General features: G+C 72.8%; 27 protein-coding genes. 15 read left to right on the top strand and 12 right to left on the bottom strand.

What is annotated here, in order from left to right:
* Positions 1-238 precede the first annotated feature (238 nt).
* The 4 genes from ACZ6W9_RS27610 (at position 239) to ACZ6W9_RS27595 (ending at position 2621) form a co-directional block, all read left to right on the top strand.
* Positions 239-811 (top strand): RNA polymerase sigma factor, encoded by a 573-nt coding sequence (locus tag ACZ6W9_RS27610; RefSeq protein WP_389957076.1) that lies wholly within the window; start codon positions 239-241, stop codon positions 809-811.
* Positions 808-1497, top strand: coding sequence for a hypothetical protein (locus tag ACZ6W9_RS27605; protein ID WP_389957073.1), 690 nt, complete (start codon positions 808-810; stop codon positions 1495-1497). The genes ACZ6W9_RS27610 and ACZ6W9_RS27605 overlap by 4 nt, the downstream gene beginning before the upstream one ends.
* 346 nt (positions 1498-1843) lie before the next feature.
* Complete coding sequence (locus ACZ6W9_RS27600; protein WP_389957071.1) at positions 1844-2113, top strand: hypothetical protein; 270 nt, start codon at positions 1844-1846, stop codon at positions 2111-2113.
* Between the two features lie 115 nt (positions 2114-2228).
* Positions 2229-2621, top strand: coding sequence for a hypothetical protein (locus ACZ6W9_RS27595; protein WP_389957068.1), 393 nt, complete (start codon positions 2229-2231; stop codon positions 2619-2621).
* On the opposite strand, the gene ACZ6W9_RS27590 is transcribed toward ACZ6W9_RS27595, so the two are convergent.
* The 4 genes from ACZ6W9_RS27590 to ACZ6W9_RS27575 form a co-directional block, all read right to left on the bottom strand.
* Positions 2587-3543 carry a pentapeptide repeat-containing protein gene (locus ACZ6W9_RS27590; protein ID WP_389957065.1) on the bottom strand — a complete coding sequence of 319 codons (957 nt, stop codon included), beginning with the start codon at positions 3541-3543 and terminating at the stop codon, positions 2587-2589. The two genes, ACZ6W9_RS27595 and ACZ6W9_RS27590, sit on opposite strands and share 35 nt — an antisense overlap.
* 199 nt (positions 3544-3742) lie before the next feature.
* On the bottom strand, positions 3743-4099 hold the full coding sequence (locus tag ACZ6W9_RS27585; protein ID WP_470120353.1) for a hypothetical protein: 357 nt from the start codon (positions 4097-4099) through the stop codon (positions 3743-3745).
* On the bottom strand, positions 4093-4533 hold the full coding sequence (locus ACZ6W9_RS27580) for an acyl-CoA thioesterase (RefSeq protein WP_362930970.1): 441 nt from the start codon (positions 4531-4533) through the stop codon (positions 4093-4095). The genes ACZ6W9_RS27585 and ACZ6W9_RS27580 overlap by 7 nt, the downstream gene beginning before the upstream one ends.
* A 2-nt stretch (positions 4534-4535) precedes the next feature.
* A complete protein-coding gene (locus ACZ6W9_RS27575) occupies positions 4536-5168 on the bottom strand; it encodes a TetR/AcrR family transcriptional regulator (protein ID WP_389957058.1) in 633 nt (210 codons plus the stop codon).
* A gap of 129 nt (positions 5169-5297) precedes the next feature.
* Here ACZ6W9_RS27575 and ACZ6W9_RS27570 point away from each other — a divergent pair, with 129 nt between their 5' ends.
* A complete protein-coding gene (locus tag ACZ6W9_RS27570; protein ID WP_389957056.1) occupies positions 5298-5813 on the top strand; it encodes a DoxX family protein in 516 nt (171 codons plus the stop codon).
* A 128-nt stretch (positions 5814-5941) separates the two neighbouring features.
* On the opposite strand, the gene ACZ6W9_RS27565 is transcribed toward ACZ6W9_RS27570, so the two are convergent.
* Positions 5942-6214: a hypothetical protein gene (locus ACZ6W9_RS27565; protein WP_389957053.1), complete on the bottom strand. Its 273-nt coding sequence runs from the start codon at positions 6212-6214 to the stop codon at positions 5942-5944.
* 56 nt (positions 6215-6270) lie between these two features.
* Between ACZ6W9_RS27565 and ACZ6W9_RS27560 the strand changes: the two genes are divergently transcribed.
* Positions 6271-6735, top strand: coding sequence for an SMP-30/gluconolactonase/LRE family protein (locus ACZ6W9_RS27560; RefSeq protein WP_389957050.1), 465 nt, complete (start codon positions 6271-6273; stop codon positions 6733-6735).
* A 30-nt stretch (positions 6736-6765) separates the two neighbouring features.
* Here the strand turns inward: ACZ6W9_RS27560 and ACZ6W9_RS27555 are convergent, their stop codons facing one another.
* A complete protein-coding gene (locus tag ACZ6W9_RS27555; RefSeq protein ID WP_470120350.1) occupies positions 6766-7221 on the bottom strand; it encodes a winged helix-turn-helix transcriptional regulator in 456 nt (151 codons plus the stop codon).
* A 101-nt stretch (positions 7222-7322) separates the two neighbouring features.
* On the opposite strand from ACZ6W9_RS27555, the gene ACZ6W9_RS27550 reads away from it, so the two are divergent.
* Positions 7323-8024, top strand: a complete 702-nt coding sequence (locus ACZ6W9_RS27550) for an NAD(P)-dependent oxidoreductase (RefSeq protein WP_470120348.1) — start codon at positions 7323-7325, stop codon at positions 8022-8024.
* Positions 8025-8061: 37 nt separating this feature from the next.
* Here ACZ6W9_RS27550 and ACZ6W9_RS27545 read toward each other — a convergent pair whose 3' ends face one another.
* A complete protein-coding gene (locus tag ACZ6W9_RS27545) occupies positions 8062-8694 on the bottom strand; it encodes a CGNR zinc finger domain-containing protein (RefSeq protein WP_389957042.1) in 633 nt (210 codons plus the stop codon).
* Positions 8695-8781: 87 nt separating this feature from the next.
* Between ACZ6W9_RS27545 and ACZ6W9_RS27540 the strand changes: the two genes are divergently transcribed.
* Entirely contained in the window at positions 8782-10053 is a 1272-nt protein-coding gene (locus tag ACZ6W9_RS27540) for an MFS transporter (protein WP_470120346.1), read from the top strand.
* On the opposite strand, the gene ACZ6W9_RS27535 is transcribed toward ACZ6W9_RS27540, so the two are convergent.
* On the bottom strand, positions 10025-10960 hold the full coding sequence (locus tag ACZ6W9_RS27535) for a LysR family transcriptional regulator (RefSeq protein WP_389957036.1): 936 nt from the start codon (positions 10958-10960) through the stop codon (positions 10025-10027). The two genes, ACZ6W9_RS27540 and ACZ6W9_RS27535, sit on opposite strands and share 29 nt — an antisense overlap.
* Positions 10961-11035: 75 nt before the next feature.
* Here ACZ6W9_RS27535 and ACZ6W9_RS27530 point away from each other — a divergent pair, with 75 nt between their 5' ends.
* Positions 11036-11905: an aldo/keto reductase gene (locus ACZ6W9_RS27530; protein ID WP_389957033.1), complete on the top strand. Its 870-nt coding sequence runs from the start codon at positions 11036-11038 to the stop codon at positions 11903-11905.
* Here ACZ6W9_RS27530 and ACZ6W9_RS27525 read toward each other — a convergent pair.
* From ACZ6W9_RS27525 to ACZ6W9_RS27515, 3 genes are all read right to left on the bottom strand, one after another.
* Positions 11880-13112 carry an AI-2E family transporter gene (locus tag ACZ6W9_RS27525; protein WP_389957030.1) on the bottom strand — a complete coding sequence of 411 codons (1233 nt, stop codon included), beginning with the start codon at positions 13110-13112 and terminating at the stop codon, positions 11880-11882. The two genes, ACZ6W9_RS27530 and ACZ6W9_RS27525, sit on opposite strands and share 26 nt — an antisense overlap.
* 74 nt (positions 13113-13186) lie before the next feature.
* A complete protein-coding gene (locus ACZ6W9_RS27520) occupies positions 13187-14473 on the bottom strand; it encodes a hypothetical protein (RefSeq protein WP_470120343.1) in 1287 nt (428 codons plus the stop codon).
* 43 nt (positions 14474-14516) lie between these two features.
* Positions 14517-16187 (bottom strand): dolichyl-phosphate-mannose--protein mannosyltransferase, encoded by a 1671-nt coding sequence (locus ACZ6W9_RS27515; RefSeq protein WP_389957936.1) that lies wholly within the window; start codon positions 16185-16187, stop codon positions 14517-14519.
* Positions 16188-16423: 236 nt separating this feature from the next.
* Between ACZ6W9_RS27515 and rsmI the strand changes: the two genes are divergently transcribed.
* The gene (gene rsmI / locus ACZ6W9_RS27510) at positions 16424-17278 is read left to right on the top strand and encodes a 16S rRNA (cytidine(1402)-2'-O)-methyltransferase (RefSeq protein ID WP_389957023.1); all 855 of its coding nucleotides are present in this window, start codon (positions 16424-16426) and stop codon (positions 17276-17278) included.
* Here rsmI and ACZ6W9_RS27505 read toward each other — a convergent pair.
* Positions 17241-18788 (bottom strand): hypothetical protein, encoded by a 1548-nt coding sequence (locus ACZ6W9_RS27505; RefSeq protein ID WP_470120341.1) that lies wholly within the window; start codon positions 18786-18788, stop codon positions 17241-17243. The two genes, rsmI and ACZ6W9_RS27505, sit on opposite strands and share 38 nt — an antisense overlap.
* 100 nt (positions 18789-18888) lie before the next feature.
* On the opposite strand from ACZ6W9_RS27505, the gene ACZ6W9_RS27500 reads away from it, so the two are divergent.
* From ACZ6W9_RS27500 to ACZ6W9_RS27480, 5 genes are all read left to right on the top strand, one after another.
* Positions 18889-20148 (top strand): glycosyltransferase family 2 protein, encoded by a 1260-nt coding sequence (locus ACZ6W9_RS27500; RefSeq protein WP_362930996.1) that lies wholly within the window; start codon positions 18889-18891, stop codon positions 20146-20148.
* Between the two features lie 69 nt (positions 20149-20217).
* On the top strand, positions 20218-22005 hold the full coding sequence (gene metG / locus ACZ6W9_RS27495) for a methionine--tRNA ligase (RefSeq protein WP_362930998.1): 1788 nt from the start codon (positions 20218-20220) through the stop codon (positions 22003-22005).
* Between the two features lie 8 nt (positions 22006-22013).
* Positions 22014-22874, top strand: a complete 861-nt coding sequence (locus ACZ6W9_RS27490) for a TatD family hydrolase (protein WP_470120339.1) — start codon at positions 22014-22016, stop codon at positions 22872-22874.
* Between the two features lie 136 nt (positions 22875-23010).
* A complete protein-coding gene (gene rsmA / locus ACZ6W9_RS27485; RefSeq protein WP_389957012.1) occupies positions 23011-23859 on the top strand; it encodes a 16S rRNA (adenine(1518)-N(6)/adenine(1519)-N(6))-dimethyltransferase RsmA in 849 nt (282 codons plus the stop codon).
* 142 nt (positions 23860-24001) lie between these two features.
* Complete coding sequence (locus tag ACZ6W9_RS27480; RefSeq protein ID WP_389957008.1) at positions 24002-24913, top strand: 4-(cytidine 5'-diphospho)-2-C-methyl-D-erythritol kinase; 912 nt, start codon at positions 24002-24004, stop codon at positions 24911-24913.
* Positions 24914-24972: the final 59 nt, after the last annotated feature.

Below are 24972 nucleotides of genomic sequence, written 5' to 3'. Positions count from 1 at the left end.
TCGTGATGATTCCTTCATGATCGAAAACTCGGCACCATGGATCAGCCCCGATGTCATCCGCAGGCGTTTCACACGATTGATGATCTTCGTCCGAGCCGGTCGAGGCCATCGAGGGCGTCGCCGATCGGGGCGACGACGTCGCTCCGTCGGAAAGAGTCTTTCGTCGATCATGTAACGCTTCTTCGGTCTTCTTCCAAGCAAAGGCGTGTTCGGGAAGATGACGAAGGGAGCACGGTCGGTGCGCTTCAAACAGACGGGATCGGTGGAGATCTCCACCGATCCCGAGGCCTTCGAAGCCTTCTACCGGCGCCACGTCGAAGCGGTCACGCGGTTCATGGCCCGCCGGGTGGACGACCCCCACACGGTCGCCGACCTGGTCGCGGAGGTCTTCGTCGCGGTGCTCGACTCGGCGCACACCTACCGCTCCGGCCTGGGCAGTGAGATCGGCTGGCTGTACGGCGTGGCACGCAACACCCTGTCCGCCGAACGGCGACGGGTCGTGAGCGAACTGCGGCTGGCCGGCCGGATCAGCGGGAGGCGGCTCCTCGACGTGGACGACCTGTCGCGGATGGAGGAACGGCTGGACGCGGAGAGCCCGGCCCGGCGGGCCTTCGAGGCCATGGCCGGCCTGCCCGACAGCGAGCGCGCCGTCCTGGAGCTGGTCGCCGTCGACCAGCTCTCCGTTCCCGAGGCGGCCGCCGCGCTCGGCATCCGGCAGGGGACCGCCAGGGTCCGGCTGCACCGCGCCCGCAAGGCACTGCGCCACGTTTCCGGCGTCATCTCCCCCACGGTCATGGAAGGACTCCGATGAACTTCGAGGAGAGACTGCTCATGGAGCTCAAGGCTGAGATGAACGAGCGGGCGGCACGGAGGCCCGCCCGCAACCCCTTCCGGCGTCGTCTGCCGGTGGTGGCCGCGGCCGCCGGCGTGGCCGCCGCGGCGCTGGTGGCCGTGCCGATGGTCACGGGGACGGAGAACGCGGCGTACGCGCTGACCCAGGAGTCCGACGGGTCGATCCTCCTGAAGATCAACGAGTTCCGGAACCCGGAGCAGGTTGAGCGGGACCTCGCCGAGCTGGGCGTGAAGGCGGACGTCTCATACGTGAAGCCGGGCAAGAGGTGCGCCCCGGATCGTTTCACCAGCGTCGAAGAGCCGGGCGTCGAGCTCGAGGAGCTGAAGAGCAAGGATCCCGCGGTCCGGGCCAGGGTGAGGAAGGCGATCGAGAACACGCCCTCCGAGAAGGCGTACGACAGGGTGCCGGGCGGCGGCCTGAGGATCCATCCGGACAGGATCAAGCCGAACTGGACCGTTGTCATGGAGTTCACCGAGAACGAGGACCAGACCTCGGGGCCGGAGAGGCCGAGAGCGCTGTGGCAGTACCTCTTCCAGGTCACCGACGGCCCGGTGAAGCCCTGCGTGCTCGTCGAGGACCCGTCCTGGAACGCCCCGCTCGACCCGGTGGAGAACCCCGAGGCGTTCCCGCCCGCGGGCAGCTGACCACCGGCGGGGTGGCAGTGAGGTGACAGAGGGCTGACAGGGGGCACGCGGCCGCCCGATGACATCGCGGGGTCACCGCGTGCCCCTCTCGTGTGCGGGGCCGATGGTCCGGCGTGCGACCGTAAAGCTCCCGGCGGCCGTGTTACGGTCCGCGGGAGAGCGGGAACCCCAGCTGAGGGACCCTGATTCGTGGCGTCTCCCCGCCGGAGGGACGGCTCTCGCCTCCTCCGGCCGGGGGAGGCGACGGACAAGCCCCGCCCGTTCCGAAGGTGCGGACCGTCACGGGAAGCGATCTCCCCGCGGGGCGAATCCGGTGGTCCTCTCGCTGAACCCGACGGAGGCCATCATGGCGGCGAGATCCACATCGGTTCCGCGCGGCAAGCGTGGCGGCGGACCCGGCGAACTCCAGGAGCCGCACGTCACCGTTCCGGTGATCGGCAGGGTGACCCTTCCGCCCCCCGAGCACCTCGCCTTCTACGCGGTGCTCGGTGTGCTGGGAGCCCTGGAGATCATCGACTGGCCCGTCGTGCTCGTCATCGGGGCCGGGCATCTCCTGGCCGGGCAGCGGCGCTCCCGTGTCCTGCGCGAGGCCGGGGAGGCCGCCGAGGCGGCGTAGCCGGGATCGGCCCCGGCGGCGCGACCCGGTCCAGGGCGTCGATCCGCGGGATCGGGCACGCCCCGGCGTACCGACCCCTGGGCCGGTACGGATGATCTAGGTAGAGTGATCCGCCATGGGCGTTCTCGTCGACTACTTCACGGCGGACTCCGAGCGGTCGGCCCGCCTGGCGCTGTCCGGCGGGCCAGGGGCCATGGGCCTGCCGTACGCCGACTGCAAGGGATGGATCGACGAGCTCGACGCGCTGGCGGCCGAGCTCAGCGGGCGCGACCTCAGCGAGTTCGGCGACCATGAGCTCCTCGCCGACGACGGCGAGGCGGCGAGTGTGGACCGGATGGCGTCCGAGACCGTCGCCGCGCTCGCCGCCGTGGACGACGCCCGGCTGCGCGAGTACGCCGAGGAGGAACTGTTCGACGAGTTCGAACTCGGACGGGTCACGGCCCTGCGGGACCTGGCGCGTGAGGCCGTACGGCTCAGCCAGGGGATGTACCGCTGGGTGTGCGTCTGAGCGCCTCGAACAGCTCCTCGCGGAGGGCGGGCGGAAGCTTGGGGCCCATGCGCGACGGGCTCACCAGCGCCTCGTCGTCGTTGTACTCCGCGGCCTCGTCCGCCAGGAACTCCAGGCAGGACCGGGCCGTCTCCCGGTGACGGGGGTCCGGCCAGCGCTCCACCAGGGGCAGCACCGCATCCACCCGCTCGCCGATCCGGTCGAGAATCGCGTGGCCGGGCGGGCCGGGGAAGCGCTGCGCCCGCAGGTCGATGTGGCGGAAGGCGACGTCGTCGAGCTCCGCGCCGGTGAAGTCGTTGCCGGTGAAGTCGTTGCGGTCCCGGCCCAGCCTGCCCCGCTCATGGTCGCTCGGGCGGCCCCAGAAATTGACGTTCCGCACCCGGCCGAGGAAGACGCAGCCGACGAACTCGGCTTCGAACGTGAGCGTCTGGCCGGTCAGGCGTGATCGGTCGAACGTGCAGTTCTCGAACCGGACGTTGCCGAAGAAGGTGAGCGGTGCGAAGCGGGTGCGCCGGAAGACGCAGTCGCGGAAGACCGACCGCGGCCAGTCCGCGCCGCTCCTTGGGACCCGCGTGCCACGGTCCGGCGTCAGCCGTCCGAGGACGGCTCCGAGAGGACGGAAGCCCGAACGCGGCCGGTCCATGCCGCCCTCCGGCCGCGGCATGCCGGTCAGACCCAGTGACAGCCGTTCGAAGGCCGCGCCGGAGAAGTCGCAGCCCTCGAACGTGCTGTCGTGGACGCTGAAATCGGTGAACCGCATACCGGAGAAGTCCACGTTCACGAGTCGCGCCCGGTCGAAGGTCACCGTGGACACCCCGGCGGGCGGCTCGAACCGCCGGTCGCGGAACTCGCCGCGGGCGATCCACGCGGACCTCCACTCCTCCGGGCCTGGCCGGAGGTCGAACGGTCCGGACGCGCTCATGCCGACCACCCGACACGGCCGGGAGCGGGACGGGCGCCCGAGGGGCGTTCCGCCGGGAAACGCCCGGTGCAAGAACCGGTGAAGGACCCGGGAAGGGCGACGGCCTCCGGGAGATCGAGTTCACGCATGCGCGGAGTCTCGCAGCCCGGTCCGACAGGAAGCGGAGGGTGCGGCACCGAGCCGCGCGGTCCGGATCCCGCTACGGCGTCAGGACGACCCGGTCCAGGTCGTCGACCTGCCAGGTGCGGGATCGGAGCACGCCCCGGTGGCGGTACTCGCGCATGATCTGCACGTGCTCGCGCAGCCGTACGAACGCCTGGAGATCGTCCTCCCCGCGCCACACCGACAGCAAGCCGACCCGGCGGCCGGGAAGGTCCGCCCACAGCCACATGCCCACCGCGCCCGGCAGGGCCGGCCACAGGCGGCTCAGTGCGAGACCGCGCCGGGCGATCCCGGGCAGGTCGAGGAGGCGGTCCGCCCGGTAGTCCGTCAGCGCGGCCACCAGCGGGCCCGGATGCCCGGCCGCCGGACCGGCGATCCAGCGGGTCCTCAGCATGCCGCCGCCGTACGGCGGAGCAGGGGCTCGGCGGCGGCGCGCAGCTCGTCGCTGAACGGCGTCGGCCGCAGCGTGGCCGGGTCCAGGTTGACGTTGACGCGGTAGCCGTCGGCGTGCAGCACCGTGCGGTCGGGCGACAGCACACGGAAGCCGTACACGTTGCTGGTGCGGCCGATGCGCTCGATCCAGAAGTGCACCGTCGGCTCACCGGCCCCGGCGATGGGGGCGTGGTAGGTCACCTTGAACTCGCGCACGGCCAGGAACACGTCCTTGAACGCCGACCGGGCCGGGTCCGCCGCCCAGCCCAGGCGTTGCCAGTACGCGCCGACCGCCCGCTCGACCAGCAGGGCGTACCGGGAGTTGTGCAGCAACCCCATGGCGTCGAGATCGTCGAAATGCACCTGGACCCGCTCGAACACGCCGTCGTCGATCATGATCAGTCCTCCGGGAGAAGCTCAGGGTTCGGGCAGAGCGCACGCAGGCGTTGCAGTACGGCGCGGCGAGCGTGGACGAACGAGACCTGTCCCTCGTACAGGCGGGAGTGCGTGACGACCATCTCGCCGAGCGCGTCGATCTCGTACGCGAGCTGGGCCGGATCCACGCTGTCGGCCAGCTCGCCCAGCGTCACGGCCTCGGCCGCCAGCCGACGGACGAACTCCAGCCACTCGCGCATGGCCCGCGCGACGCGGTCGCGCACCGCCCCGGGGCGGTCGTCGAACTCGGTCTGCACGGTGAAGAAGAAGCATCCGCCGGGCAGCACGCCGTCGCTGTAGAACTTCAGCCGGGCCTCGTGCAGCGCGAACAGCCGCCGCACGCCGGCGGGGGCCCGCAGGGCCGGCGTCACCACCGACTCGGCCCACTGGCGGGCGGCCCATTCCACGGCGTCGAGCTGGAGCTGCTCCTTGTCGCGCCAGTGGGCGAAGAACCCGGACTTGCTGGTGCCGGTCGCCGCGGCCAGCCGCCCCAGGGAGAGGCCGTCCAGTCCCTCGACGGAGGCCAGGCTCACCGCGCGTTCCAGGATCGCCTCCCGGCTGCGTGACCCGCGCAGCAGTCGGCCGTCGTGTGTCATGAACGCCAAACTACATTAACGACCGATCGTTTGTATATCTCGCTCAGGCGTCTCGCTTGCGAGAGGGCTAGTGGATAGGAGTATTATCCATAATTGGATACTGCAACTATCTAAAAGGAGCAGGGTTTCATGACGTCGATCGTCCTCATCGTGGCCACGCTGGTCTTCCGCCTGCTGGGCGCGGTCTTCCGCCTGTCCCGTTTCGCCACCTGGCGGGCGAGCGCCGCGCACGGTCTGGCCGTCATGCTGGTGATGACGGCCAGTGCCCACTTCGTCCCGGCGGGCGTGACCTTCATGCCGAACCACGCCGACATGACGGCCATGGTCCCGCCGTTCGTCCCGTTCCCGGCCTTCGTGGTCTACCTGACCGGCGTCCTGGAACTGGCCGGGGCGGTGGGGCTCGTGCTGCCGGCCACCCGGCGGGCGGCGGGGATCTGCCTGGCGCTGCTTTTCGTGCTCATGCTCCCGGCCAACGTCCACGCCGCGCTGGCCGGGACGACACTGGGCGGGGAGCCGGCGACGCCGCTGTGGCAGCGCGTCCCCGAGCAGATCCTCTACATCGGCGTGGCGCTCTGGGGCGCGGGCGTCCTGGAGAGGCGTGCCGGCCGTACGGCCTCCGTGCGCGGCGCGTCCCCGGCGCTCTGATCCCACCGGATCCCCGGCGGACTCGCGGGGGTCCGGCATCGGACGGCCCCGGCGGGTCTTCCGTCCGCCGTGCGTTCGCCGGATGCTCGCCCGGCATCCGGCGGGCCGCTCACCGAACGGCCGTCGGGTCAGCCCCGCTGGTCGCATCCATCCGGCCGCTCCGGACGGGCCGACTGGAGGTACTCGATGCAGCGGCCCAGGAGGGCGACCGGCGTCTCCCGCTCCTCCTGGCTGAACTCGGCGGAGAGCCCCCGCTCGACCCGCACCGCGCGGGCGTCCCCCTCGGCCAGCACCCGCTCGCCCTTCTCGGTGAGCCGGGTCTCCAGGATGTTCCTGCGCCACTCGTGGGGGGTGCGCTCGATCAGGCCGTTCTCCTGGAGGTTCTTGAGCACGGTGTTCATGGTCGGCGGGGTGACCGCGCAGGCCCGGACAGCCGGCCGGCGCGGGCGACAAGCCCGTGGCGCTCACCCCCCGGTTCGACCTGGGCGGTCTCCTCGACGCCCACACGCCCGGCGCGTACACCCTGAACGGAATCGTCGCCGACCCGTCCGGGCGGTATCTGCTGGTCGTGGACATGGCCGGCGGCGACCTCTTCCGCCTCGACATCGCCTCCGGCGCGATCCACCGGGTCGCGCTGCACGGCGGGGACATGCGCAACGCCGACGGGCTGGAGCTGCGGGACGGCACGCTCTGGGTCGTCCACAACTCCGACGACGCCATCAGCAGGTGGCGGGTCTCCCGGGACGGCTCCTCGGCCCGGCAGGAGCGGCGGGTGGCCGACGAGGCGTTGCAGCTCCCGACGACGCTGGTGCGGGTCGGCGGGACGCTCTACGTGGTCCGCTCCCAGTTCGACAAGGGCGGCCCGATGGGGGAGGGCGCCCCGGAGACGCCCTTCACCGTCGCCGCCGTGCGCGGCATCTGAGTCACGGGGAGCCGTCCGGACGGTCCCGCCTCACCCGCCCGGGCGTCCCGCCGCGGGACCGGAGGTGTGAACCCCGGATCCGGCAGCCGGGCCGGAGACGTGAACGTGCGCGGGCCGCCCGGCGGCGTCGTCGTACGCCTCATGGGCGTCGAGCAACTCGTCCCAGTGCTCCTCCGCCCAGGCGCACGCGGCCGCCAGCGGCGCGAGCATGCTGCGGCCCAGCGGGGTCAGGCCGTACTCCACGTGCGGGGTGGCCCCGGCGCGGACCGTACGGCAGACCAGACCGCCGCGTTCGAGGGAGCGCAGCGACTGGGTGAGGACCTTGGGGGTGACGCGGCGCAGCGGCACACGCAGCTCGGAGAACCGGCGCGGCCCGTCTTCGAGGCACCGGATGATGAGCGCCGCCCACTTGTCGCCGAACCGGATCGGGTTGAGCGGGGACGGGCACAGCTCGTCGAACATGTCGGCGGGCAGAGGCTCCCTCATGGCCTCACGATAGCCGGTATCCCGGCGGTAACCGCGGCTCCGGATAGCGTCCCCGGCAGGCCGGGCGCAGAGGTCCCGGCCCCGGCGAAAGGCGGTTCCCCATGAACATCGTGATCTTCGGTGCGGGCGGCAGGGCCGGGCGGCGGGCCGTCGCCGAGGCGCTCCGGCGCGGCCACCGGGTCACCGCCGTGGTGCGCGACCCCGCGCGCCACGGCGACCTGGCCGGCGCTCCGGCGGTGGAAGGCGTCACGGGCGGGGCGGGTTCCGTGAGGGCGGTGGAAGGCGTCGCGGACGGGGCGGGTTCCGTGAGGGTGGTGGCGGGCGACGTCACGGACGAGGCGGGCATCGCGCGGGTGGCCGCCGGGCACGACGCCGCGATCAGCGCCGCCGCGGACCTGGCCGCGGCGCCGCACGACTTCTTCACCTCCTCGGCCCGCGCCCTGTCGGCCGGCCTGGCGCAGGCGGGGGTGGACCGCCTGGTGGTGGTCGGTCTCGCGTCCGTCATGCCGGGAGCATCCGGTGTGCCGCTGATGGACGAGCCCGGCTACCCCGACGAGTACCGCCCCTTCATCCTCGGGCACGCGGCGGGTCTCGACGTGCTGAGGGACTGCGACCTCGACTGGGCGTACGTCGCGCCCGCCGGCGACTTCGACCACGGCGGCGTCCCGGCCGGGCGGTACCGGGTCGCGGAGCACGGCGACCCGGACAGCCGCATCACCTACGAGGACTTCGCGATCGCACTGCTCGACGAGGTCGAGACCCCGAGGACCCGCCGCGCCGCCGCCGGCGTCCGGGAGGCATGACACCCGAGGCGACGATCGGCGGGCGCGGTGGTTCCCGTCAGCGGGTGCGGGCGCGGAAGGCGGCGGCCTTGGCCCGGTTGCCGCAGCCGCGCATGTCGCACCAGCGGCGGGAGCGGCGATGGGAGAGGTCGACGTAGAGCCGGGTGCAGGGGGACGCCTCGCACTCGCGGACCAGCGCCGCGTGCGGGCCGCCGAGCAGTTCGGCGGCGGCCCGCGCCACGGCGGACAGGGCGGCGGGCAGGTCGCCGGTCCGCTCCAGGACGCCGGGGGCGCGCAGCCGAACGCCGGGCGGGGGGTGCGCGGCGGCGCGGTCGAGCAGATCGAGGTCCGCGGCGTCGAAGGGGGCGGCGCCGTCCGGGTGGCTCGCGGCGCCGAGGGGGGCGGCGGACGGGGATCCGGCGGCGGGAGAGGCGACGGCGGGAGAGGTGACGGCGGACGGGGATCCGGTGCGGGCGGCGGACGCCAGCCGGTAGATCGCCTCGCGCAGGGCCTTCGCCCGCGCCAGGTCGTCGTCATCGGTGTCCGGCGGGGTGTCGAGGAGGCCCGCCGCGACCGTCCAGCGGGCCAGGTCGGCGGGGGTCGCCAGCAGGTCGACGCGTTCGCCCCTGCGGCGTCCGACCGTCCCGGCCAGATCGAGGCCGAGGTCGCCGCTGACGAAGGTGAACTCCATGCCCCCAATAGTAACCCCTTTGACAGGTTATTCGGCGACTGTCAGGCTGAGTAACCGTTCGATCCGGTTACTTTTGAGAGGGTCATCGTGACGACATCCCTCCCCGTCCGCGTGCGGACCGCCCCTGACGCGCGCCGGTACGGCCCCCGGCACCGATGGGTCGTCCTGGCCGTGAGCGTCGCCGCGCAGGCGAGCTTCTCGGTGATGTTCTCCGGCATCCCGGTCACCGGCGTCGCGATGCGTTCCGGCTACCACCTGTCCACCGGTCGGCTCGGCCTGGTCCTGGGCTGCCTGGGGCTGGGCGTGGCGGTGTCGGACATCGCGTGGGGGCTGCTGACCGACCGGTTCGGCGACCGGCGCGTCCTGCTCACCGGACTGGTCTCCACCGGCGCGCTGCTGGCGCTGATGGCCGTCGCCGTCACCCCCGCCGAGCTGCCCGGGACGGCCGCGCTCGCCCTGTGCCTGCTGGTCGCCGGGGCACTCGGCGGCAGCGTCAACGCCTCCTCCGGCCGCGCGGTCATGACCTGGTTCGCCGACGGGGAACGCGGGCTGGCCATGAGCATCCGCCAGACCGCGATCCCGGCGGGCGGAGCCATCGGCGTGGCCCTCCTCCCGGCCCTGGCCGCCTCGTACGGCTTCCGCGCCGTCTACGCGGCACCGGCCGCGTTCTGCCTGCTCACCGCGGTGGCGGTCTGGCACTGGCTGCGCGACCCCGGCAACGGACCCGCCCCCTCGGAGACCGCGTCCAGGCGGGAGTCCGGTCCCGCGCCGCGCCGGCCCGCGCCGGGCGTCTCACCCCTTCTGCGCCGGGACGTGTGGCGGCTGGCGCTGGCCGGCAGCCTGCTCACCGTTCCGCAGTTCGCCGTGCTCACCTTCACCGCGGTCTTCCTGCACGACGCCAGAGGCACCGGGACGGCCCTGGCCGCGGGAACCGTGCTGGTCGCCCAGCTCGGCGGCGGTGCGGCCCGCATCTGGACCGGCCGGCGCAGCGACCGGAACGGCGACCGCCGCACCCCCATCCGGCTCATCGGGACGCTCACCGCCCTCGCCATGGCGGGCGCCGCCGTCCTCGCTCACGCGCCGGTCCCGCTGACCGTCGCCGCCCTGGCGCTCGGCGGGCTGCTGGCCAACTCCTGGCACGGCCTCGCCTACACCGAGATCGCCGTCATGGCGGGCGCGGACCGGGCCGGCGCGGCCCTCGGCCTGGTGGGCACCACGATCTTCGCCGCGGCCTTCGTCACCCCGCTGCTCGTGCCCGTCGCCCTCGCCGCCTCCTCCTGGCAGGGTGTGTGGGCGCTCGCGGCGGTGGCGCCGCTGCTGGCCGTACCGCTCACTCCGCGCGGGCGGCGCTCGCCGTAGGTTCCGAGGGGCCGCGGAGGGCGTGCCGGCGCAGGGCGCGGATCACGGCGCGGATCGAGGGCCGCCGGTCGGCGTCGGCGCGCCACACCGCGTAGACGTGCCGGACCGGGCTCGGCCGTACCTCGGCGAAGCGGACGCCGCCGGGCACCGGATCGCGGCCGAGCCGGGGAACGATCGCCACGCCGAGACCCGCGGCGACGAGGGCGAGCTGGGTGTGATGCTCGGCGGCGATGTGGGCGATGTCCGGTTCGGCGCCGCAGGAACGCAGTGTGCTCAGCAACCAGGCGGTGCAGATCCAGCCGCGGCTCCAGGTGATCCATGGTTCACCGGCGAGCTCCGCGAGGCCGACGGCGTCGCCCGCGGCGAGCGGGTGCCCCTCGGGAAGCGCGACGTCCGCGACATCGTCGAGGAGCGCGACCCTGTTCAGATCACCGGGCAGGGGGAGAGGGTGGCCGGACCAGTCCTGGACGATCGCCATGTCCAGGTCGCCACGAGCCACCCTCGGCACCGTCTCGTGCGGCTCGGCCTCCTCCAGCTCGACGCGCAACCGCGGGTGGTCGCGACGCAGCTCCCCCAGCGCGGGCGGGACCAGTCCGCGCGCGGCCGTCGCGAACGCGGCGAGCGTCAGGCGCCCGACGACGGCGCCGCGATGGGCCTCCAGATCCGCCTCGGCGCGTTCGGCCAGGGACAGCATCCGGCCGGCGTGGGCGACGAGCAGTTCGGCGGCGCCGGTGAGCCGTACGCCGCGGCCGTTGCGCTCCAGCAGCCGCTGCCCGACCTCCCGCTCCAGTTTGGCCATCTGCTGGGAGATCGCCGAAGTGGTGACGTGCAGGGCCTCGGCCGCCCCGGTGACCGACCCGTGGGCGCTGATCGCGTGCAGGACGCGGAGCCGTTCCAGACTCAACATCTAAGTAATGCTACGCAAACCCTCTAAGAAAGACTCGCTTGTGCTTCGCGATCGCGAAGCGCCAGGGTGACGGCCATGAACACTTTCCGGATCGGTGGAGACCTGCCCGTGCACCCGCTCGGCTTCGGCGCGATGCAGCTGACCGACTGGGGGCCGCCCAAGGATCCGTCCGCCGCGATCGCGGTCGTACGGCGGGCCGTCGAACTCGGGGTGACCCTCATCGACACCGCCGACGCCTATGGCCTGGGCGCCAACGAGGAACTGCTGGCCCAGGCGCTTCACCCCTACCCGCGCGGTCTGGTCATCGCCACCAAGGCGGGACAGAGCCGTCCGGGCCGCGGGCGATGGGTGCCGCTGGGCCGCCCGGAATACCTCATCCAGCAGGCCGAACTGAGCCTGCTCCGCCTCCGGCTGGAGCGGATCGAGCTGTTCCAGCTCCACCGCGTCGATCCCCAGGTGCCCTTCGCCGACCAGATCGGCGCCCTCAAGCGGTTACGGGACGAGGGCAAGATCCGCCACATCGGGCTGTCGGAGGTCGGCGTCGCCCAGATCGAGGAGGCCCGCCGGATCGTTCCGATCGCCGGCGTGCAGAACCGCTACAACCTCACCGACCGGCGGCACGAGGACGTCCTCGGCCACTGTGAGGCCGCCGGGATCGCCTTCATCCCCTGGGAGCCGGTGGCAAACGGCGCGCACGCCGCCACGGACGGGCCGCTCGCGGAGGTCGCGCGGGAGGTCGGCGGCACCCCGGTGCAGGTGGCGCTCTCCTGGCTGCTGGCCCGCTCACCCGTGATGCTGCCGATCCCGGGCACCGGCAGCGTCACGCACCTGGAGGAGAACATGGCGGCGACGCGCGTCGAGCTGAACGGGGAGCAGACCGCCCGGCTCGACGCCGTGTGGCAGGGGACCCGGCGCGACGTCAGACCTGTTCCTGGCGGGGCATGACCACCTCGCGGACGATGAGCAGGATGGCCGCGACCAGCGGGATGCCCAGCAGCGCGCCCACCACGCCGAGCAGGGCGCCGCCGAGCAGCGCTCCGACGACCGTGGCGAGGGGTGGGACGTCCACCGAGCTCTTCATCACGCTCGGTGCGATCCAGTAGTTCTCGATCTGCTGGTACACGGTGAAGAAGATGACGCAGACGATGCCGACCGTGGGCGAGACGAAGAACCCGACCAGGGAGGCCGCCCCCGCGCCGATGAATGCGCCCACCATCGGGATCAGGTCGGTCACGGCCACGATCAGGGAGAGCGCCAGGGCGTAGGGGACCTTCATGAGGACGAGGAAGAAGAAGGTCGCCACCCCGGCGATCAGGGAGATGATGAGGTTCCCGGCGACGTAGCCGCCGATGCTGCCGATGATCTCGTCGCCGAGCAGGCTCGCCCGGGTACGGCGCGAGCGCGGCACCAGGCGGTAGGCCATCTTCTTCAGGGAGTTGAGGGAGCCCAGGAAGTACAGCGTCAGGACCAGCACGGTCAGGGAGTTGAAGACCGCGCCGATGAGCACCTGGCCGAAGCCGAGCACGCCGCCGAACATCTGGCTGCCGAAGTCGCCGCTCGTCACGTACTGCTGGACCCGTTCCAGGATCTGGAATCGCGCATCCAGGTCACGGATCAGCGGGTTGTTCTGCAGCTCCTGCACGTATTGCGGGAGGTTCTGCACGAAGTCGGTGGACTGCGTGGTCAGCGGCGGCACGATGGCCAGGCCGAACGCGACGAAGACGGCGATGACGCAGAGGAAGACCGCGGTGATCGCCGCCACGCGGGGCAGGCCGTAGCGCTGCAGGGCTTCGACAGCCGGGTTCAGGCCGATGGCGAGGAAGAGCGAGACGATGATCAGGATGATCACCGAGCTGGCGCTCACCACGGCCTGGACCAGCCACCAGGCGGTGAGCACGCCGAGCGCGGCGGTGAAGCCGAACACGAACGGGTGGTTGCGCATGGACCGGCCCGGCCGCCCGAAGGGCAGTTCGGAGGTGTCGTCCGCGGACTCGCCGAGCGGACGCAGGGGACCGGCCGAGGTGAGGATCGGCTCGGCGGGCTCGGCCGCGTCGACGGGGTCGATCGCGACCGGATCGGGTGCCTCGGGGTCGGCCGTCGCGGCCCGGGGGGACGCGGAGGAGGCGTGATCGGGGGAGTGGTGCTCGGACACGGAGGGCACCTGCCCGTCATTTGGGTGAATAGTCGGATTCAGTGAGTGATGGCCGCCACCGGTGGCGGGAGCGGTCATGACGCCCCGGCGTACGAGCGGGGACGCAGGGCGTGGCTGCGCAGCGCCGCCAGGACCGCGGACCGGCCCGCCGGGGTCAGCCGCCCACCGGTCCGCAGCCCGAAGGCGGCCAGGCGCCGCGCGAGGTCGGCCAGGACGGCGTCCACCTCCCGGGCCCGGCCCTCCCCGCGGCCGACCACTTCGGCGACGCGTTCGCGGTCGGCGGGGGCGCCCTCGGCGAGCAGCATCAGCGCCGCCTCACGGGCCGAGGCCCGGAAGGCGTCCTCCCCGGGCGCGGGGGCCAGGAGCGCGGCGGACGCCGCCTCCCACAGCAGGTCGCGGTCACCGAGCAGGCGCCGCCCCTCCCGGGTGGTCACCAGCCTCCGGCCCACGCGGCGCAGCGCGCCCATGCGACCCTCGGCCAGCTCGCGGGCCGCCTCCAGCTCCCCCTCGCTCCAGCGGCTCCCGCCGGGCGCCGGGCGGGACGGGCCGGGGCCCTGAGCCGGAGGGACCATCCCGCCCGGGCGGCGGCCCAGTTCCAGCAGCCACCGCAGCGCGGGGAGGAACGTTCCGGCCGGGGCCGGGACCGGGGCGTGCAGGTGCGCCTCGAAGGGCTGGGCGAGCTCGCGCCAGGCGTCGCCCCGGCCCAGCACCCAGCGGTTGAGCCGCTCGCCCCGGACCCGGTGCAGCCAGCTGTCGCCGCCGAGGTCGGCGCGGGGCTCGGTCAGCCAGCGGCGGGTCAGCGCCTCGCGTCCGGCGGCCGAGTCCCCGGCCGGCTCCCCGCAGACGAGGGCGAGCTCCAGCGCGGCGGAGCAGGCGCCGTGCGCGCCCCGCTCCTCGGGACCCATGATCGAGCTCCACCGCAGCTCGGGGATGTCGGGCGGGAGCAGGCCTGTGGCGTCCAGGGCGCGCCGGCAGGCGGCCGTCCCGGCCTCCTCCGACCGCTCGTAGGCCCGCAGGACCCGCGCGGTGACCGGTGAGGAGCAGAGCGCGGCGTAGCGGTCGAGGCCGCCCAGTGCGAGCAGCCTGCCCAGCGCCGAGGCGACCGCCTCCCGGTCGCCCGCGACCTGCGTCGGCAGCGTGTACCAGAGGAACTCGCACACGGTCAGCTCGGTGAGGGCCTCCAGCGGCTCGCCGCCGGTGAGCCGGTCGATCGCGTCGCGGGCACGGCCGGCGTGCCGGGGCTCCGACCGTTCCAGCTCGGTCAGCAGCGCGGCCACGTCCGGCGCGGGCACGCTTCGCAGCCTGCCGTGGCCGGGCCTGCCCTGACGATGGAGGTGACGCAGTGGGTCATGCACCGTCATGCCTACCCTGGGAAATCCGCATCCGGGCACCACATGGGAACGATCAGATCCAGCCCTTCTTGAAGAGCATCCGCGCGCTCCAGTCCGTGTAGGGAATGATCTCGGCGGTGAGGACGGGGTACAGCCACCAGAAGTTCAGGAGCGCCAGCAGCGTGAAGGAGCCGACGACCACCCCTCCGACCATACGCCTGCGCTGCGGGGCGTCCGCGCGGCCCAGTATGAGCCCGGCGGCCAGGGTCAGCGCCAGGATCATGAACGGCACCATCGGGGCCGCGTAGAACAGGAACATCGTGCGGTTGTCGGCGATCGCCCAGTAGAACCAGGGCAGCCAGCCCGCGAGGTAGGCGAGCAGCACGGCCCCCGCCCGCCAGTCGCGGGCCGAGACGTACCAGGTGAACATGGCGACGAGCGCGGCGAGCCCGCCGTACCAGATGATCGGGGTGCCGACCCCGAGGACGGCCTGCGAGCAGCCCTGCCCGCCGCAGCCGGACTGGGGCGTCTCGTAGAAGAACGCCACCGGGCGCAGCAGCAGCGGCCAGCTCCACGGCTCGGACTGGTAGTTGTGCGGCGTGGTCAGGCCGCTGTGGAAGCCGAGGACCTGGAAGTGGTAGGCGAGCCACGACCGGACCGAGTCGAAGACGAAATAGGCGGGACCGTGGCCGGTGGCGCGGTCCCAGTTGCGGCCCCAGCCGCCGGCGGTGGCGAACCAGCCGCTCCAGGAGACGATGTAGGCGACGGCGGGGGCGAGGGCCATGGCGGTCAGCGCGGTCGGCAGGTCCTTGCTCGCCGCGCCGCCGTACGGCCTGCGCAGGCCGACGGCCTTGCGGGCGCCGGCGTCCCAGATGAGGGACATGACGGCGAAGGCGATCAGGAAGAAGATGCCGGACCACTTGACGGCGCAGGCCGCGCCCAGGCAGACGCCGGCCGCGACACGCCAGGGACGCCAGCCGAGCCAGGGGCCGTGCTCGTCGAGCGTCGAGGTCTCGTACCAGGCGGCCAGGCGGGCGCGGGCCTCGTCGCGGTCGGTGACCAGGCAGGCGAAGCCGGCCAGGACCCAGAACATCAGGAAGATGTCGAGCAGCGCGGTGCGGGACAGCACGAAGTGCAGGCCCTCGACCGACAGCAGCAGCCCGGCCAGGCAGCCGAGCAGGGTGGAGCGGGTCATCCGGCGGGCGACGCGGGCCAGGATGAGGATCGACAGGGCGCCGGTGAGGGCGGCGGCGAAGCGCCAGCCGAACGGGGTCATGCCGAAGATCTGCTCGCCCAGCGCGATCATCCACTTGCCCAGCGGGGGGTGGACGACGTAGGAGGCGCACTTGTCGAGCTGGTCGGCCGCGCATCGCTGCCAGATGTCGGTGTTGCCCTGGATCAGCAGCGTGTTGGCGTTGTCCACCGGGGTGTGCTCGGTGCCGAAGTTCAGCAGCGCGAAGCCGTCCTTGGCGTAGTACGTCTCGTCGAACATGACCGCCTTCGGGCGGCCCAGGTCGACGAAGCGCAGTATCGCCCCGAACGCCGCCACCAGCGCCGGGCCCAGCCATCCCCACAGGACGCTCCCGGGCATCGGCGGGACCAGACGGTCGCGCACGGAGCGTGCCGATTCGCGGGTCGGCGAGGGGTCGGACTGCTCGAACCCCTTGTTGGTGAAATCGGTCACGGCCACCCGGCCATCGTAAGGGGCACCCCGCCCGGTAACCCAGGGAAACCCCGGCCGCATGCCCAATTGAGGGTGATATTCCCGAGTGATCCAGGGTTGCCCCGCGGGTGGGACGGTCCCGGCGGAGGGCCGAGCCCCGAGACGTGCCGGTGAACGGGTACGGCCTCCAGGCGGCCTCCAGGCGGCCTTCAGACGGCATCCAGACGGCCACGACGGTCTCCAGACGGTCTGCGGGCGGCCCACGGACGATCTGCGAGCGGTCCGGGGGGCGGTCCCCGGCGGAGGCCCGCCCCCGGATGCGCGAGGATGGGGACGTGACGGACAACGGCAGGCTGGTGCTGGCGGGGGCCCCGATCGGGCAGGCGGGCGACGCCTCCCCGAGGCTGCGTGACGCCCTGGAGAACGCCGACGTGGTCGCGGCCGAGGACACCCGGCGCCTGCGCCGGCTGGCCGCGGAGCTGGGCGCCGAGATCGGCGGGCGCGTCGTCTCCTACTACGACGCCAACGAGTCCGGCCGGGCCGCCGAACTCCTCGCCGCGCTCCAGGAGGGCCGTACCGTCCTGGTGATCACCGACGCCGGGATGCCCGGCGTCTCCGACCCCGGCTACCGCCTGACCCACCTGGCCGTGGAGGCCGGGATCACGGTCACCTCGCTGCCCGGCCCGTCGGCGGTCACCACCGCCCTGGCCGTGTCCGGCCTGCCCAGCGACCGCTTCTGCTTCGAGGGCTTCCCGCCGCGCAAGCCCGGCGAGCGCGCCCGCAGGCTCGCCGCCCTGGCCGCCGAGGAGCGCACGATGGTGTTCTTCGAGGCGCCGCACCGGCTCGCCGCCGCGCTGGAGGCGATGGCCGGGGCGTTCGGCCCCGACCGGCCCGCCGCCGTCTGCCGCGAGCTCACCAAGACCTACGAGGAGGTACGGCGGGGCGGCCTCGGCGAGCTGGCCGAGTGGGCGGCCGGCGGGGTCAGGGGCGAGATCACCGTGGTCGTCGCCGGGCGCGTCCACGACGACGAGCCCCCGTCGATCGGGGAACTGGTCGAGGAGGTGGCCCGCCGCGAGGAGGCGGGGACGCCCAGGAAACAGGCGATCGTCGACGTCGCCAAGGGCGCGGGCGTGCCTAAGCGGATCCTGTACGACGCCGTCCACCGGGGATGACGGGGATGACGCGGGCCCGCCGAAGCCACGGCACCCCGTGCCGCAGTGAGATCGCGGCGGCCAGGCAGGCCAGCGGCACCGCGGGCAGCAGGTAGCGGTAGTCGAACTCGGCGGTGGCCGCCGGGGCCAGGAGGAGGCCGAAGGAGGCCAGCCACGGCAGCAGCACCGGGCCGCCCAGCCTGCGCCAGCGCACCGCCACCCCGGCCAGGCCGACCAGCAGCAGCACCCCGAGCACCAGTCCGGGCATCCGCACGGTCCGCTGGTAGCCCTGCATGAAGGCGGCCCACGGGTCGCGCACCTGGGTGCCGACCACCTTCACCCGGCCGTCGATCTTCGCGGTCCTCAGGCCGGGGTCGTAGAGCTGGGCGTCGCCGTCGGTGGTGCCCCTGTACGACGACCACGAGGGCAGTACCCTGTCCTCGAAGGGGAACTCGTACTGCAGATAGGTCTTGGCGTCGGGGAAGCGCGGCCGGCCCCAGTGGAAGGCGCGGACGAAGTCGAGGCCGACCCGGGCGAGGTAGTCGCCGGGCTGGGAGAGGATGGCCCGCTTGGCGAAGTCTCCGGCGACCCCGTTCATCTCCGGGGTGAAGGTCGTGCCGGAGCCGAAGGCGTGGAATCGCTGGCCCTCGCCGTTGGCCCACCACAGGTAGCCCTGGCCGGAGAAGGAACGCTGGTCCGGAGGCGTGGTGATGCACAGCAGCGCCAGTTCCAGCTCCTTGCGCGGGTCGACGCCCATCTTCTTGCAGTCGGAGAACAGCGCCGTGCGCATGTAGAGGATCGCGCCGTCGCTGTTGGTCATCGCGAAGTTGCCGTGCGCGGAGGCGAACCACGCCATGTACGCCGTCACCGGGATCGCGCAGGCCGTCACCATGGCGGCGGCCGGCCGCCAGCCGGTCCGCTTGACCAGGAGGTAGGCCACCACCAGCGCGAGGATCGGCAGGCCGATCGACCGGGTGAGCGCGGTCAGGGCGAGCAGCAGGCCGACGACGGCGCCCAGCCGCCACGACATCCTCCGATGCCACAGCACCAGCGTCACGACGCCGACGACCAGCAGCATGAACATGGTGTCGGACATGATCAGGTGTTCGAGCTGGATCTGGTAGGCGTCGAACAGCACCGGCACCGTCGCCAGCGTCGCCCCCCAGGCGGGCAGCCCGAACCTCCGGCGCAGCAGCGCGTACATCAGGACGGCGACGGCGAGGCCCATGAGGTGCTGGGTGAAGGCCACCAGCCCGAAACTGTGAAAGGGTCTGAGCAGAAGCAGCCAGAAGGAATAACCGTTCGGCCGCAGGGCACTGGGTCGTTCGGGGTGCACCGCCCCGGAGACGTAGTCGTAGGAGTCGTTGAACCACAGCGCCGGGCCGTACCCGATCATGGTCACCAGCCGCAGCGCGAACGCCGCCGCCAGGGCGGCGAGGAAGACGCGGTGACGGCGGGCGAACGCCGCCAGACGCGCTCTCCAGCCCGCTGGAGGCTCGTCCAGGCATGGTCGTTCGGCCACGGTAACCATGCCTTACAGGATGCCAGTCCTTTCACGGAGTTGCCCCGCGCACGGGTCGGCACAGGGCATCATGATGAGATTGGCTTGTGCCGGATCGAAGGGTTGAGACGTGGAACTGACCGTGGTCATGCCATGCCTGAACGAGGCGGAAACCGTGGAGACCTGCGTACGCAAGGCGCTGGCCTGCATGCGGGACCACGGGATCGACGGTGAGGTGCTGATCGCCGACAACGGCAGCACCGACGGCTCGCAGCAGCTGGCGCGCGACGCCGGCGCCCGGGTCGTCCACGTGGACGCCAAGGGGTACGGCAACGCGCTCCTGGGCGGCATCCGCGCGGCGCGCGGCAAGTACGTCATCATGGGCGACGCCGACGACTCCTACGACTTCACCTCGCTGCTGCCGTTCGTCGAGCAGCTGCGAGACGGCGCCGACCTGGTGATGGGCAACCGGTTCAAGGGAGGCATCGCGCCGGGGGCCATGCCCCCGCTGCACCGTTACCTCGGCAACCCGGTGCTGTCGTTCATCGGCCGGCTGTTCTTCCCCAGCGCCATCGGCGACTTCCACTGCGGCCTGCGGGGCTTCCGCCGCGACTCCATCCTGCGGCTCGGCCTGCAGACCGGCGGCATGGAGTTCGCCAGCGAGATGGTGGTGCGCTCGACGCTCTCCGGCCTCGACGTGCGCGAGGTGCCCACCACGCTCTCGCCGGACGGCCGCTCCCGCCCGCCGCACCTGCGCTCCTGGCGCGACGGCTGGCGTCACCTGCGCTTCCTGCTCCTCTACAGCCCCCGCTGGCTGTTCCTGATCCCGGGCCTGGTCCTGATGATCCTGGGCCTGGTGGCGGGCACCGCGCTGACCTTCGGCCCGGTCTACATCGGCAAGCTCGCCTTCGACGTCGACACCCTGGTCGGGGCGTCGGCCGCAGTGGTGATCGGCTTCCAGGCGATGCTGTTCGCGGTGTTCACCAAGGTGTACGCGGCCGAGGAGGGCTTCCTGCCGGAGGACCGGAGGGTGCGCAAGCTCGTCGACGTGGTCACCCTGGAGAAGGGCCTGGTCGTGGGCGGCCTGCTGGCCCTGGCCGGTCTCGGCGGCCTGGTGGCCTCGCTGGTCCACTGGCAGACCCGCAGCTTCGGCACGCTGATCCCGTCGGAGTCGCTGCGCCTGGTCGTGCCCTCGGCCACCGCGCTGGTCATGAGCTTCCAGACCATCTTCGCGGCCCTGTTCGTCAGCATCCTCGGCATCCGCCGTACCAAGGAGACGCCCATCGACGTGGCGGCCTCCGCGGCGGAGGAGGCGGCCGAGGCCGTCAGCCGGGAGGACGGCCGCGCAGGGAACCACGACGAGCCAGCCGGCAGCCGGGGCGGCGCCTGAGGTTTCACCGGGCGGCGCCTCCGGATTCCGGGCGGCGAAGCCCGGGTGACGTCCCTTAGGCTTGGGCACATGTCCCACCACATCCTGACCGCGGTCGCCTGGCCCTACGCCAACGGCCCCCGCCACATCGGGCACGTGTCCGGCTTCGGCGTGCCGTCCGACATCTTCAGCCGCTACCAGCGGATGGCGGGCAACAAGGTCCTGATGGTGAGCGGGACCGACGAGCACGGCACCCCGATCCAGGTCCAGGCCGACAAGGAAGGTGTGACCGCCCGCGAGCTCGCCGACCGCTACAACCGGGTGATCGCCGAGGACCTCCGGGGCCTGGGGCTGTCCTACGACCTGTTCACCCGCACCACCACCGCCAACCACTACGCGGTGGTGCAGGAGGTCTTCAAGGGCCTGTACGACAACGGCTACATCTTCCCCCGCACCACCATGGGGGCGATCTCGCCGTCCACCGGCCGCACCCTGCCGGACCGCTACATCGAGGGCACCTGCCCGATCTGCCACTTCGACGGCGCCCGCGGCGACCAGTGCGACAACTGCGGCAACCAGCTCGACCCGATCCAGCTGATCAACCCGGTCAGCCGGATCAACGGTGAGACCCCGGTCTTCGTCGAGACCGAGCACTTCATGCTCGACCTGCCCGCGTTCGCCGAGGTCCTGGGCTCCTGGCTGCAGTCGAAGCAGGGCGAGTGGCGGCCCAACGTCCTGAAGTTCGCCCTGAACCTCCTGGGCGACCTGCAGCCCCGCGCGATGAGCCGCGACCTCGACTGGGGCGTGCCGATCCCGCTGGACGGCTGGCGCGACCAGCCCAACAAGCGGCTGTACGTGTGGTTCGACGCCGTCATCGGCTACCTCAGCGCCTCCGTCGAGTGGGCCCGCCGCTCCGGCGACCCCGACGCCTGGCGGCAGTGGTGGCAGAACCCCGACGCCCGGGGCTACTACTTCATGGGCAAGGACAACATCGTCTTCCACGCGGAGATCTGGCCGGCGCTGCTGTTCGGCTACAACGGCCAGGGCGCCCGCGACGGCCGGCCCGGCTCCCTCGGCGAGCTGAGCCTGCCGTCGGAGGTCGTCTCCAGCGAGTTCCTCACCATGGAGGGCCGCAAGTTCTCCTCCTCCCGCCAGGTCGTCATCTACGTGCGCGACTTCCTGGCGCGCTACGACGCCGACGCGCTGCGCTACTACATCGCCGTGGCCGGACCGGAGACCCAGGACACCGACTTCACCTGGTCGGAGTTCCTCAACCGCAACAACGGCGAGCTGGTGGCGGCCTGGGGCAACCTGGTCAACCGCTCGATCTCGATGGCCGCCAAGAACTTCGGGACCATCCCCGAGGCGGGCGACCTCACCGACGCCGACCGCGCCATGCTGGAGCGCAGCAGGGCCGCCTTCCCCCGGGTCGCCGCGGAGTTCGAGCGCTCCCGGTTCAAGAACGCCACGAACGAGGCGTTCGACGTCATCCGCGAGGCGAACAAGTACCTCGCCGAGCAGGAGCCGTGGAAGCGTAAGGACGACCCGGAGCGGGTGAAGTCGATCCTGCACGTCGCCCTGCAGGTCGTCGACGACGCCAAGACCCTGCTGACCCCGGTGCTGCCCGCCTCCTCCGACAAGGTCCACGCCATGCTCGGCGGCGAGGGCGCCTGGTCCGGCATGCCGGAGATCCGGGAGGTCGAGGACCTCGACGATCCCGCCCGGAGCTACCCGATCATCACCGGGTCCTACGACGGCGCCGCGCGCTGGGAGTCCACGCCCATCCGGGCCGGCGTCCCGCTGGCGCCGCCGACCCCGCTGTTCTCCAAGCTGGACCCCAAGATCGTCGACGAGGAGCTCGCCCGGCTGGGCGACTGACCGCGACGATGAGCGAAACCAGGCTTCCCGCAGCCCCCGAGCCCCTCGCCGCCGAGGTGTTCGACAGCCACTGCCACCTGGACATCATGGTGGGTCACCGTCAGGCGTCCTCGGGCGACCCGGTCGCCCTGGCCGCGCAGGCGGCCAGGGCGAGCGTCGAGGAGATCGTCCGGCAGTCCCGCGCGGTGGGCGTGACCCGGCTGGTCACCGTCGGCTACGACCTGCCGTCCTCGCGGTGGAACGCCGAGGCGGCCGCGGCGCACCCCGACGTGTACGCCGCGGTGGCGATCCACCCCAACGAGGCGCACGCCGCGACCCCGGAGGTCCTCGCCGAGATCGAGGAGCTGGCCCGCCTGCCGCACGTCCGCGCGGTGGGCGAGACCGGCCTCGACTACTACCGCGACTGGGCCGCCAGGGACGACCAGCACGCGAGCTTCCGCGCGCACATCGAGATCGCCAAGCGGACGGGCCGGGCCCTGGTGATCCACGACCGCGAGGCCCACGACGACGTGCTGGCCGTGCTCGCCGAACAGGGCGCCCCCGACGTGGTGGTCTTCCACAGCTTCTCCGGCGACGCCGCGATGGCGAAGCGGTGCGCCGAGGCCGGCTACTTCATGTCCTTCTCCGGGCCGGTCACCTACAAGAACGCCGGCTACCTCCGCGAGGCCGCGGCGGTCGCGCCCGACGAGCTGCTGCTGGTCGAGACCGACGCGCCCTACCTCCCGCCGACGCCGCACCGGGGCAAGCCCAACGCCCCCTACCTGATCCCCCTCACCCTGCGCTGCCTGGCCGAGGTCCGGGGGACCGACCCGGACGCCCTGGCCCGCGTGATCAGCGCGAACGGCGAGGCGGTCTTCGGCGCATGGTGACACCTGTGGTGACGCGCGCGGTGGCACCCGCGGCGACGCGCGGGGCGCGACCCGCGGTGACGTGCGCGGTGACGCGCGGGGCGCGGCCGGCGGCGGCACGCGAGGGGCGCCCGGCGACGGCACGCGGGGGGCGGGCATGAGCGGTCTCCTGGGACCGGTGGAGATCCGCGACCTGGCGGCGCGGCTCGGCATCCGCCCCACCAAGAAGCTCGGCCAGAACTTCGTCATCGACGGCGGCACGGTCCGCAAGATCGTCCGCGCAGCCGGGTTGCGCCCCGACGACGTGGTCATCGAGGTCGGCCCCGGCCTGGGCTCGCTGACCCTGGCGCTGCTGCCCGAGGCCCGCGCCGTGACGGCGGTGGAGATCGATCCGGTGCTGGCCGGACAGCTCCCGCTGACCGTCGCCGAGCACGCCCCCGAGCTGGCCGGCCGGCTCGCCGTCGTGCACGCCGACGCCCTCCGGATCGCCCCCGGCGACCTGCCGGGGGACCCGCCGACCGCGCTGGTGGCCAACCTCCCCTACAACGTCGCGGTCCCGGTGGTGCTGCACCTGCTGCAGGTCCTGCCGTCGCTGCGCACCGTGCTGGTCATGGTCCAGTCCGAGGTGGCCGACCGGCTGGCCGCGACGCCCGGCTCCCGCGTGTACGGCATCCCGTCGGTCAAGGCCGCCTGGTATGCCGACGTGCGCCGGGCCGGCCCCGTCGGCCGTACGGTCTTCTGGCCGGCGCCCAACGTCGACTCCGGCCTCGTCGCGATGACCCGCCGTGAGCCGCCCACCACCGGGGCGTCCCGCGAGGACGTCTTCGCGGCCGTGGACGCCGCCTTCGCCCAGCGCCGCAAGACCCTGCGCGCAGCCCTGGCCTCCTGGGCCGGCTCGCCCGCCGCCGCCGAGCGGGCGCTGCGGGCGGCGGGGGTCGATCCGTCGCTCCGGGGCGAGCAGCTCACGGTCGAGGACTTCGCGCGGATCGCGGAGAACCGCCCTTAAAGTGCGTTCCACGGACCTTTGGCGCGCGTCGGTCCCAAAACCGGCTCTAGCGTGGCGAAACGTCGGGGGTTGGCGGGGAGGCGGAGCCTCACCCGGCTACGATCGGACCTCGTCATCCCCTGAGCGAAAGCCTTGAGGACCCATGAACTCCGTGACCGTCCGCGTGCCGGCCAAGGTGAACCTGCAACTGGCGGTCGGGCCGCTGCGTGACGACGGCTACCACGACCTGGTGAACGTCTTCCACGCCGTCTCGATCTTCGATGAGGTGACGGCCACCGCCGAGACCGGGATGCGGGTCCGCGTCGAAGGTGACAGCGCCGGCCAGGTGCCCGAGGACGACGACAACCTCGCCATCCGCGCGGCCTCCGCGCTGGCCCGCCACGCCGGCCGGTCGTACGGCGTGAGCCTGCTGATCCGCAAGTCGATCCCGGTCGCCGGGGGGATGGCGGGCGGCAGCGCCGACGCCGCCGCGGCGCTGGTGGCCTGCAACGAGCTGTGGGGACTGGGCCTGCCGCTCGCGGACCTGATGGAGATCGGCGCGGACATCGGCAGCGACGTCCCGTTCGCCCTGCTCGGCGGGACGGCCGTCGGCACCGGCCGGGGGGAGCGGCTGACCCCCCTTGAGGTCGGCGGCACCTTCCACTGGGTGTTCGCCCTGGCCGAGGGTGGCCTGTCCACGCCCGCCGTCTACGCCGAGTGTGACCGGATCCGTGAGGCGACGGGTGTCGAGGCCGCCTGGCCGCAGGCGTCGGAGCCGCTGCTGGACGCGCTGCGCCGGGGGGACGCCAAGGCGCTGGGCGCGGAGCTGGCCAACGACCTGCAGCCCGCCGCCGTCATGCTCCGCCGCTCCCTGGCCCGGACGCTGGACGCCGGGCGCGAGCACGGCGCGCTGGGCGCGCTCGTCTCCGGCTCCGGCCCGACCTGCGCCTTCCTGGCCGAGTCCGAGGCCCACGCGGCCGAGCTGGCCGCCGCGCTGCGGGCCGAGGGCGTGGCCCGCGACGCGGTGACCGCCCACGGCCCCGTTCCGGGCCCGGCGGTCGGGCAGCGCCACTGACGCGGCCGGCCCACGGCACGCGCCGCGCCGTCCGGGCCCCGGCGATCGGCCGGCGGGCC

The organism is Streptosporangium sp. NPDC053982, assembly GCF_055585205.1.
This window is presented reverse-complemented; position numbering and strand designations above follow the sequence as displayed.

What these genes read in the sequence shown, in the direction of transcription:
- ACZ6W9_RS27600 (WP_389957071.1), top strand. Translation starts at nt 1,844, where the DNA reads ATGGCGGCGAGATCCACATCGGTTCCGCGCGGCAAGCGTGGCGGCGGA.
- ACZ6W9_RS27590 (WP_389957065.1), bottom strand. Translation starts at nt 3,543, where the DNA reads ATGAGCGCGTCCGGACCGTTCGACCTCCGGCCAGGCCCGGAGGAGTGG.
- ACZ6W9_RS27605 (WP_389957073.1), top strand. Translation starts at nt 808, where the DNA reads ATGAACTTCGAGGAGAGACTGCTCATGGAGCTCAAGGCTGAGATGAAC.
- ACZ6W9_RS27575 (WP_389957058.1), bottom strand. Translation starts at nt 5,168, where the DNA reads ATGACACACGACGGCCGACTGCTGCGCGGGTCACGCAGCCGGGAGGCG.
- ACZ6W9_RS27555 (WP_470120350.1), bottom strand. Translation starts at nt 7,221, where the DNA reads ATGAGGGAGCCTCTGCCCGCCGACATGTTCGACGAGCTGTGCCCGTCC.
- ACZ6W9_RS27535 (WP_389957036.1), bottom strand. Translation starts at nt 10,960, where the DNA reads ATGTTGAGTCTGGAACGGCTCCGCGTCCTGCACGCGATCAGCGCCCAC.
- ACZ6W9_RS27565 (WP_389957053.1), bottom strand. Translation starts at nt 6,214, where the DNA reads ATGAACACCGTGCTCAAGAACCTCCAGGAGAACGGCCTGATCGAGCGC.
- ACZ6W9_RS27595 (WP_389957068.1), top strand. Translation starts at nt 2,229, where the DNA reads ATGGGCGTTCTCGTCGACTACTTCACGGCGGACTCCGAGCGGTCGGCC.
- ACZ6W9_RS27490 (WP_470120339.1), top strand. Translation starts at nt 22,014, where the DNA reads ATGAGCGAAACCAGGCTTCCCGCAGCCCCCGAGCCCCTCGCCGCCGAG.
- rsmI (WP_389957023.1), top strand. Translation starts at nt 16,424, where the DNA reads ATGCGCGAGGATGGGGACGTGACGGACAACGGCAGGCTGGTGCTGGCG.
- ACZ6W9_RS27550 (WP_470120348.1), top strand. Translation starts at nt 7,323, where the DNA reads ATGAACATCGTGATCTTCGGTGCGGGCGGCAGGGCCGGGCGGCGGGCC.
- ACZ6W9_RS27585 (WP_470120353.1), bottom strand. Translation starts at nt 4,099, where the DNA reads ATGCTGAGGACCCGCTGGATCGCCGGTCCGGCGGCCGGGCATCCGGGC.
- ACZ6W9_RS27570 (WP_389957056.1), top strand. Translation starts at nt 5,298, where the DNA reads ATGACGTCGATCGTCCTCATCGTGGCCACGCTGGTCTTCCGCCTGCTG.
- ACZ6W9_RS27505 (WP_470120341.1), bottom strand. Translation starts at nt 18,788, where the DNA reads ATGGTTACCGTGGCCGAACGACCATGCCTGGACGAGCCTCCAGCGGGC.
- ACZ6W9_RS27520 (WP_470120343.1), bottom strand. Translation starts at nt 14,473, where the DNA reads ATGACGGTGCATGACCCACTGCGTCACCTCCATCGTCAGGGCAGGCCC.
- ACZ6W9_RS27480 (WP_389957008.1), top strand. Translation starts at nt 24,002, where the DNA reads ATGAACTCCGTGACCGTCCGCGTGCCGGCCAAGGTGAACCTGCAACTG.
- metG (WP_362930998.1), top strand. Translation starts at nt 20,218, where the DNA reads ATGTCCCACCACATCCTGACCGCGGTCGCCTGGCCCTACGCCAACGGC.
- ACZ6W9_RS27545 (WP_389957042.1), bottom strand. Translation starts at nt 8,694, where the DNA reads ATGGAGTTCACCTTCGTCAGCGGCGACCTCGGCCTCGATCTGGCCGGG.
- rsmA (WP_389957012.1), top strand. Translation starts at nt 23,011, where the DNA reads ATGAGCGGTCTCCTGGGACCGGTGGAGATCCGCGACCTGGCGGCGCGG.
- ACZ6W9_RS27515 (WP_389957936.1), bottom strand. Translation starts at nt 16,187, where the DNA reads ATGCGGCCGGGGTTTCCCTGGGTTACCGGGCGGGGTGCCCCTTACGAT.
- ACZ6W9_RS27580 (WP_362930970.1), bottom strand. Translation starts at nt 4,533, where the DNA reads ATGATCGACGACGGCGTGTTCGAGCGGGTCCAGGTGCATTTCGACGAT.
- ACZ6W9_RS27530 (WP_389957033.1), top strand. Translation starts at nt 11,036, where the DNA reads ATGAACACTTTCCGGATCGGTGGAGACCTGCCCGTGCACCCGCTCGGC.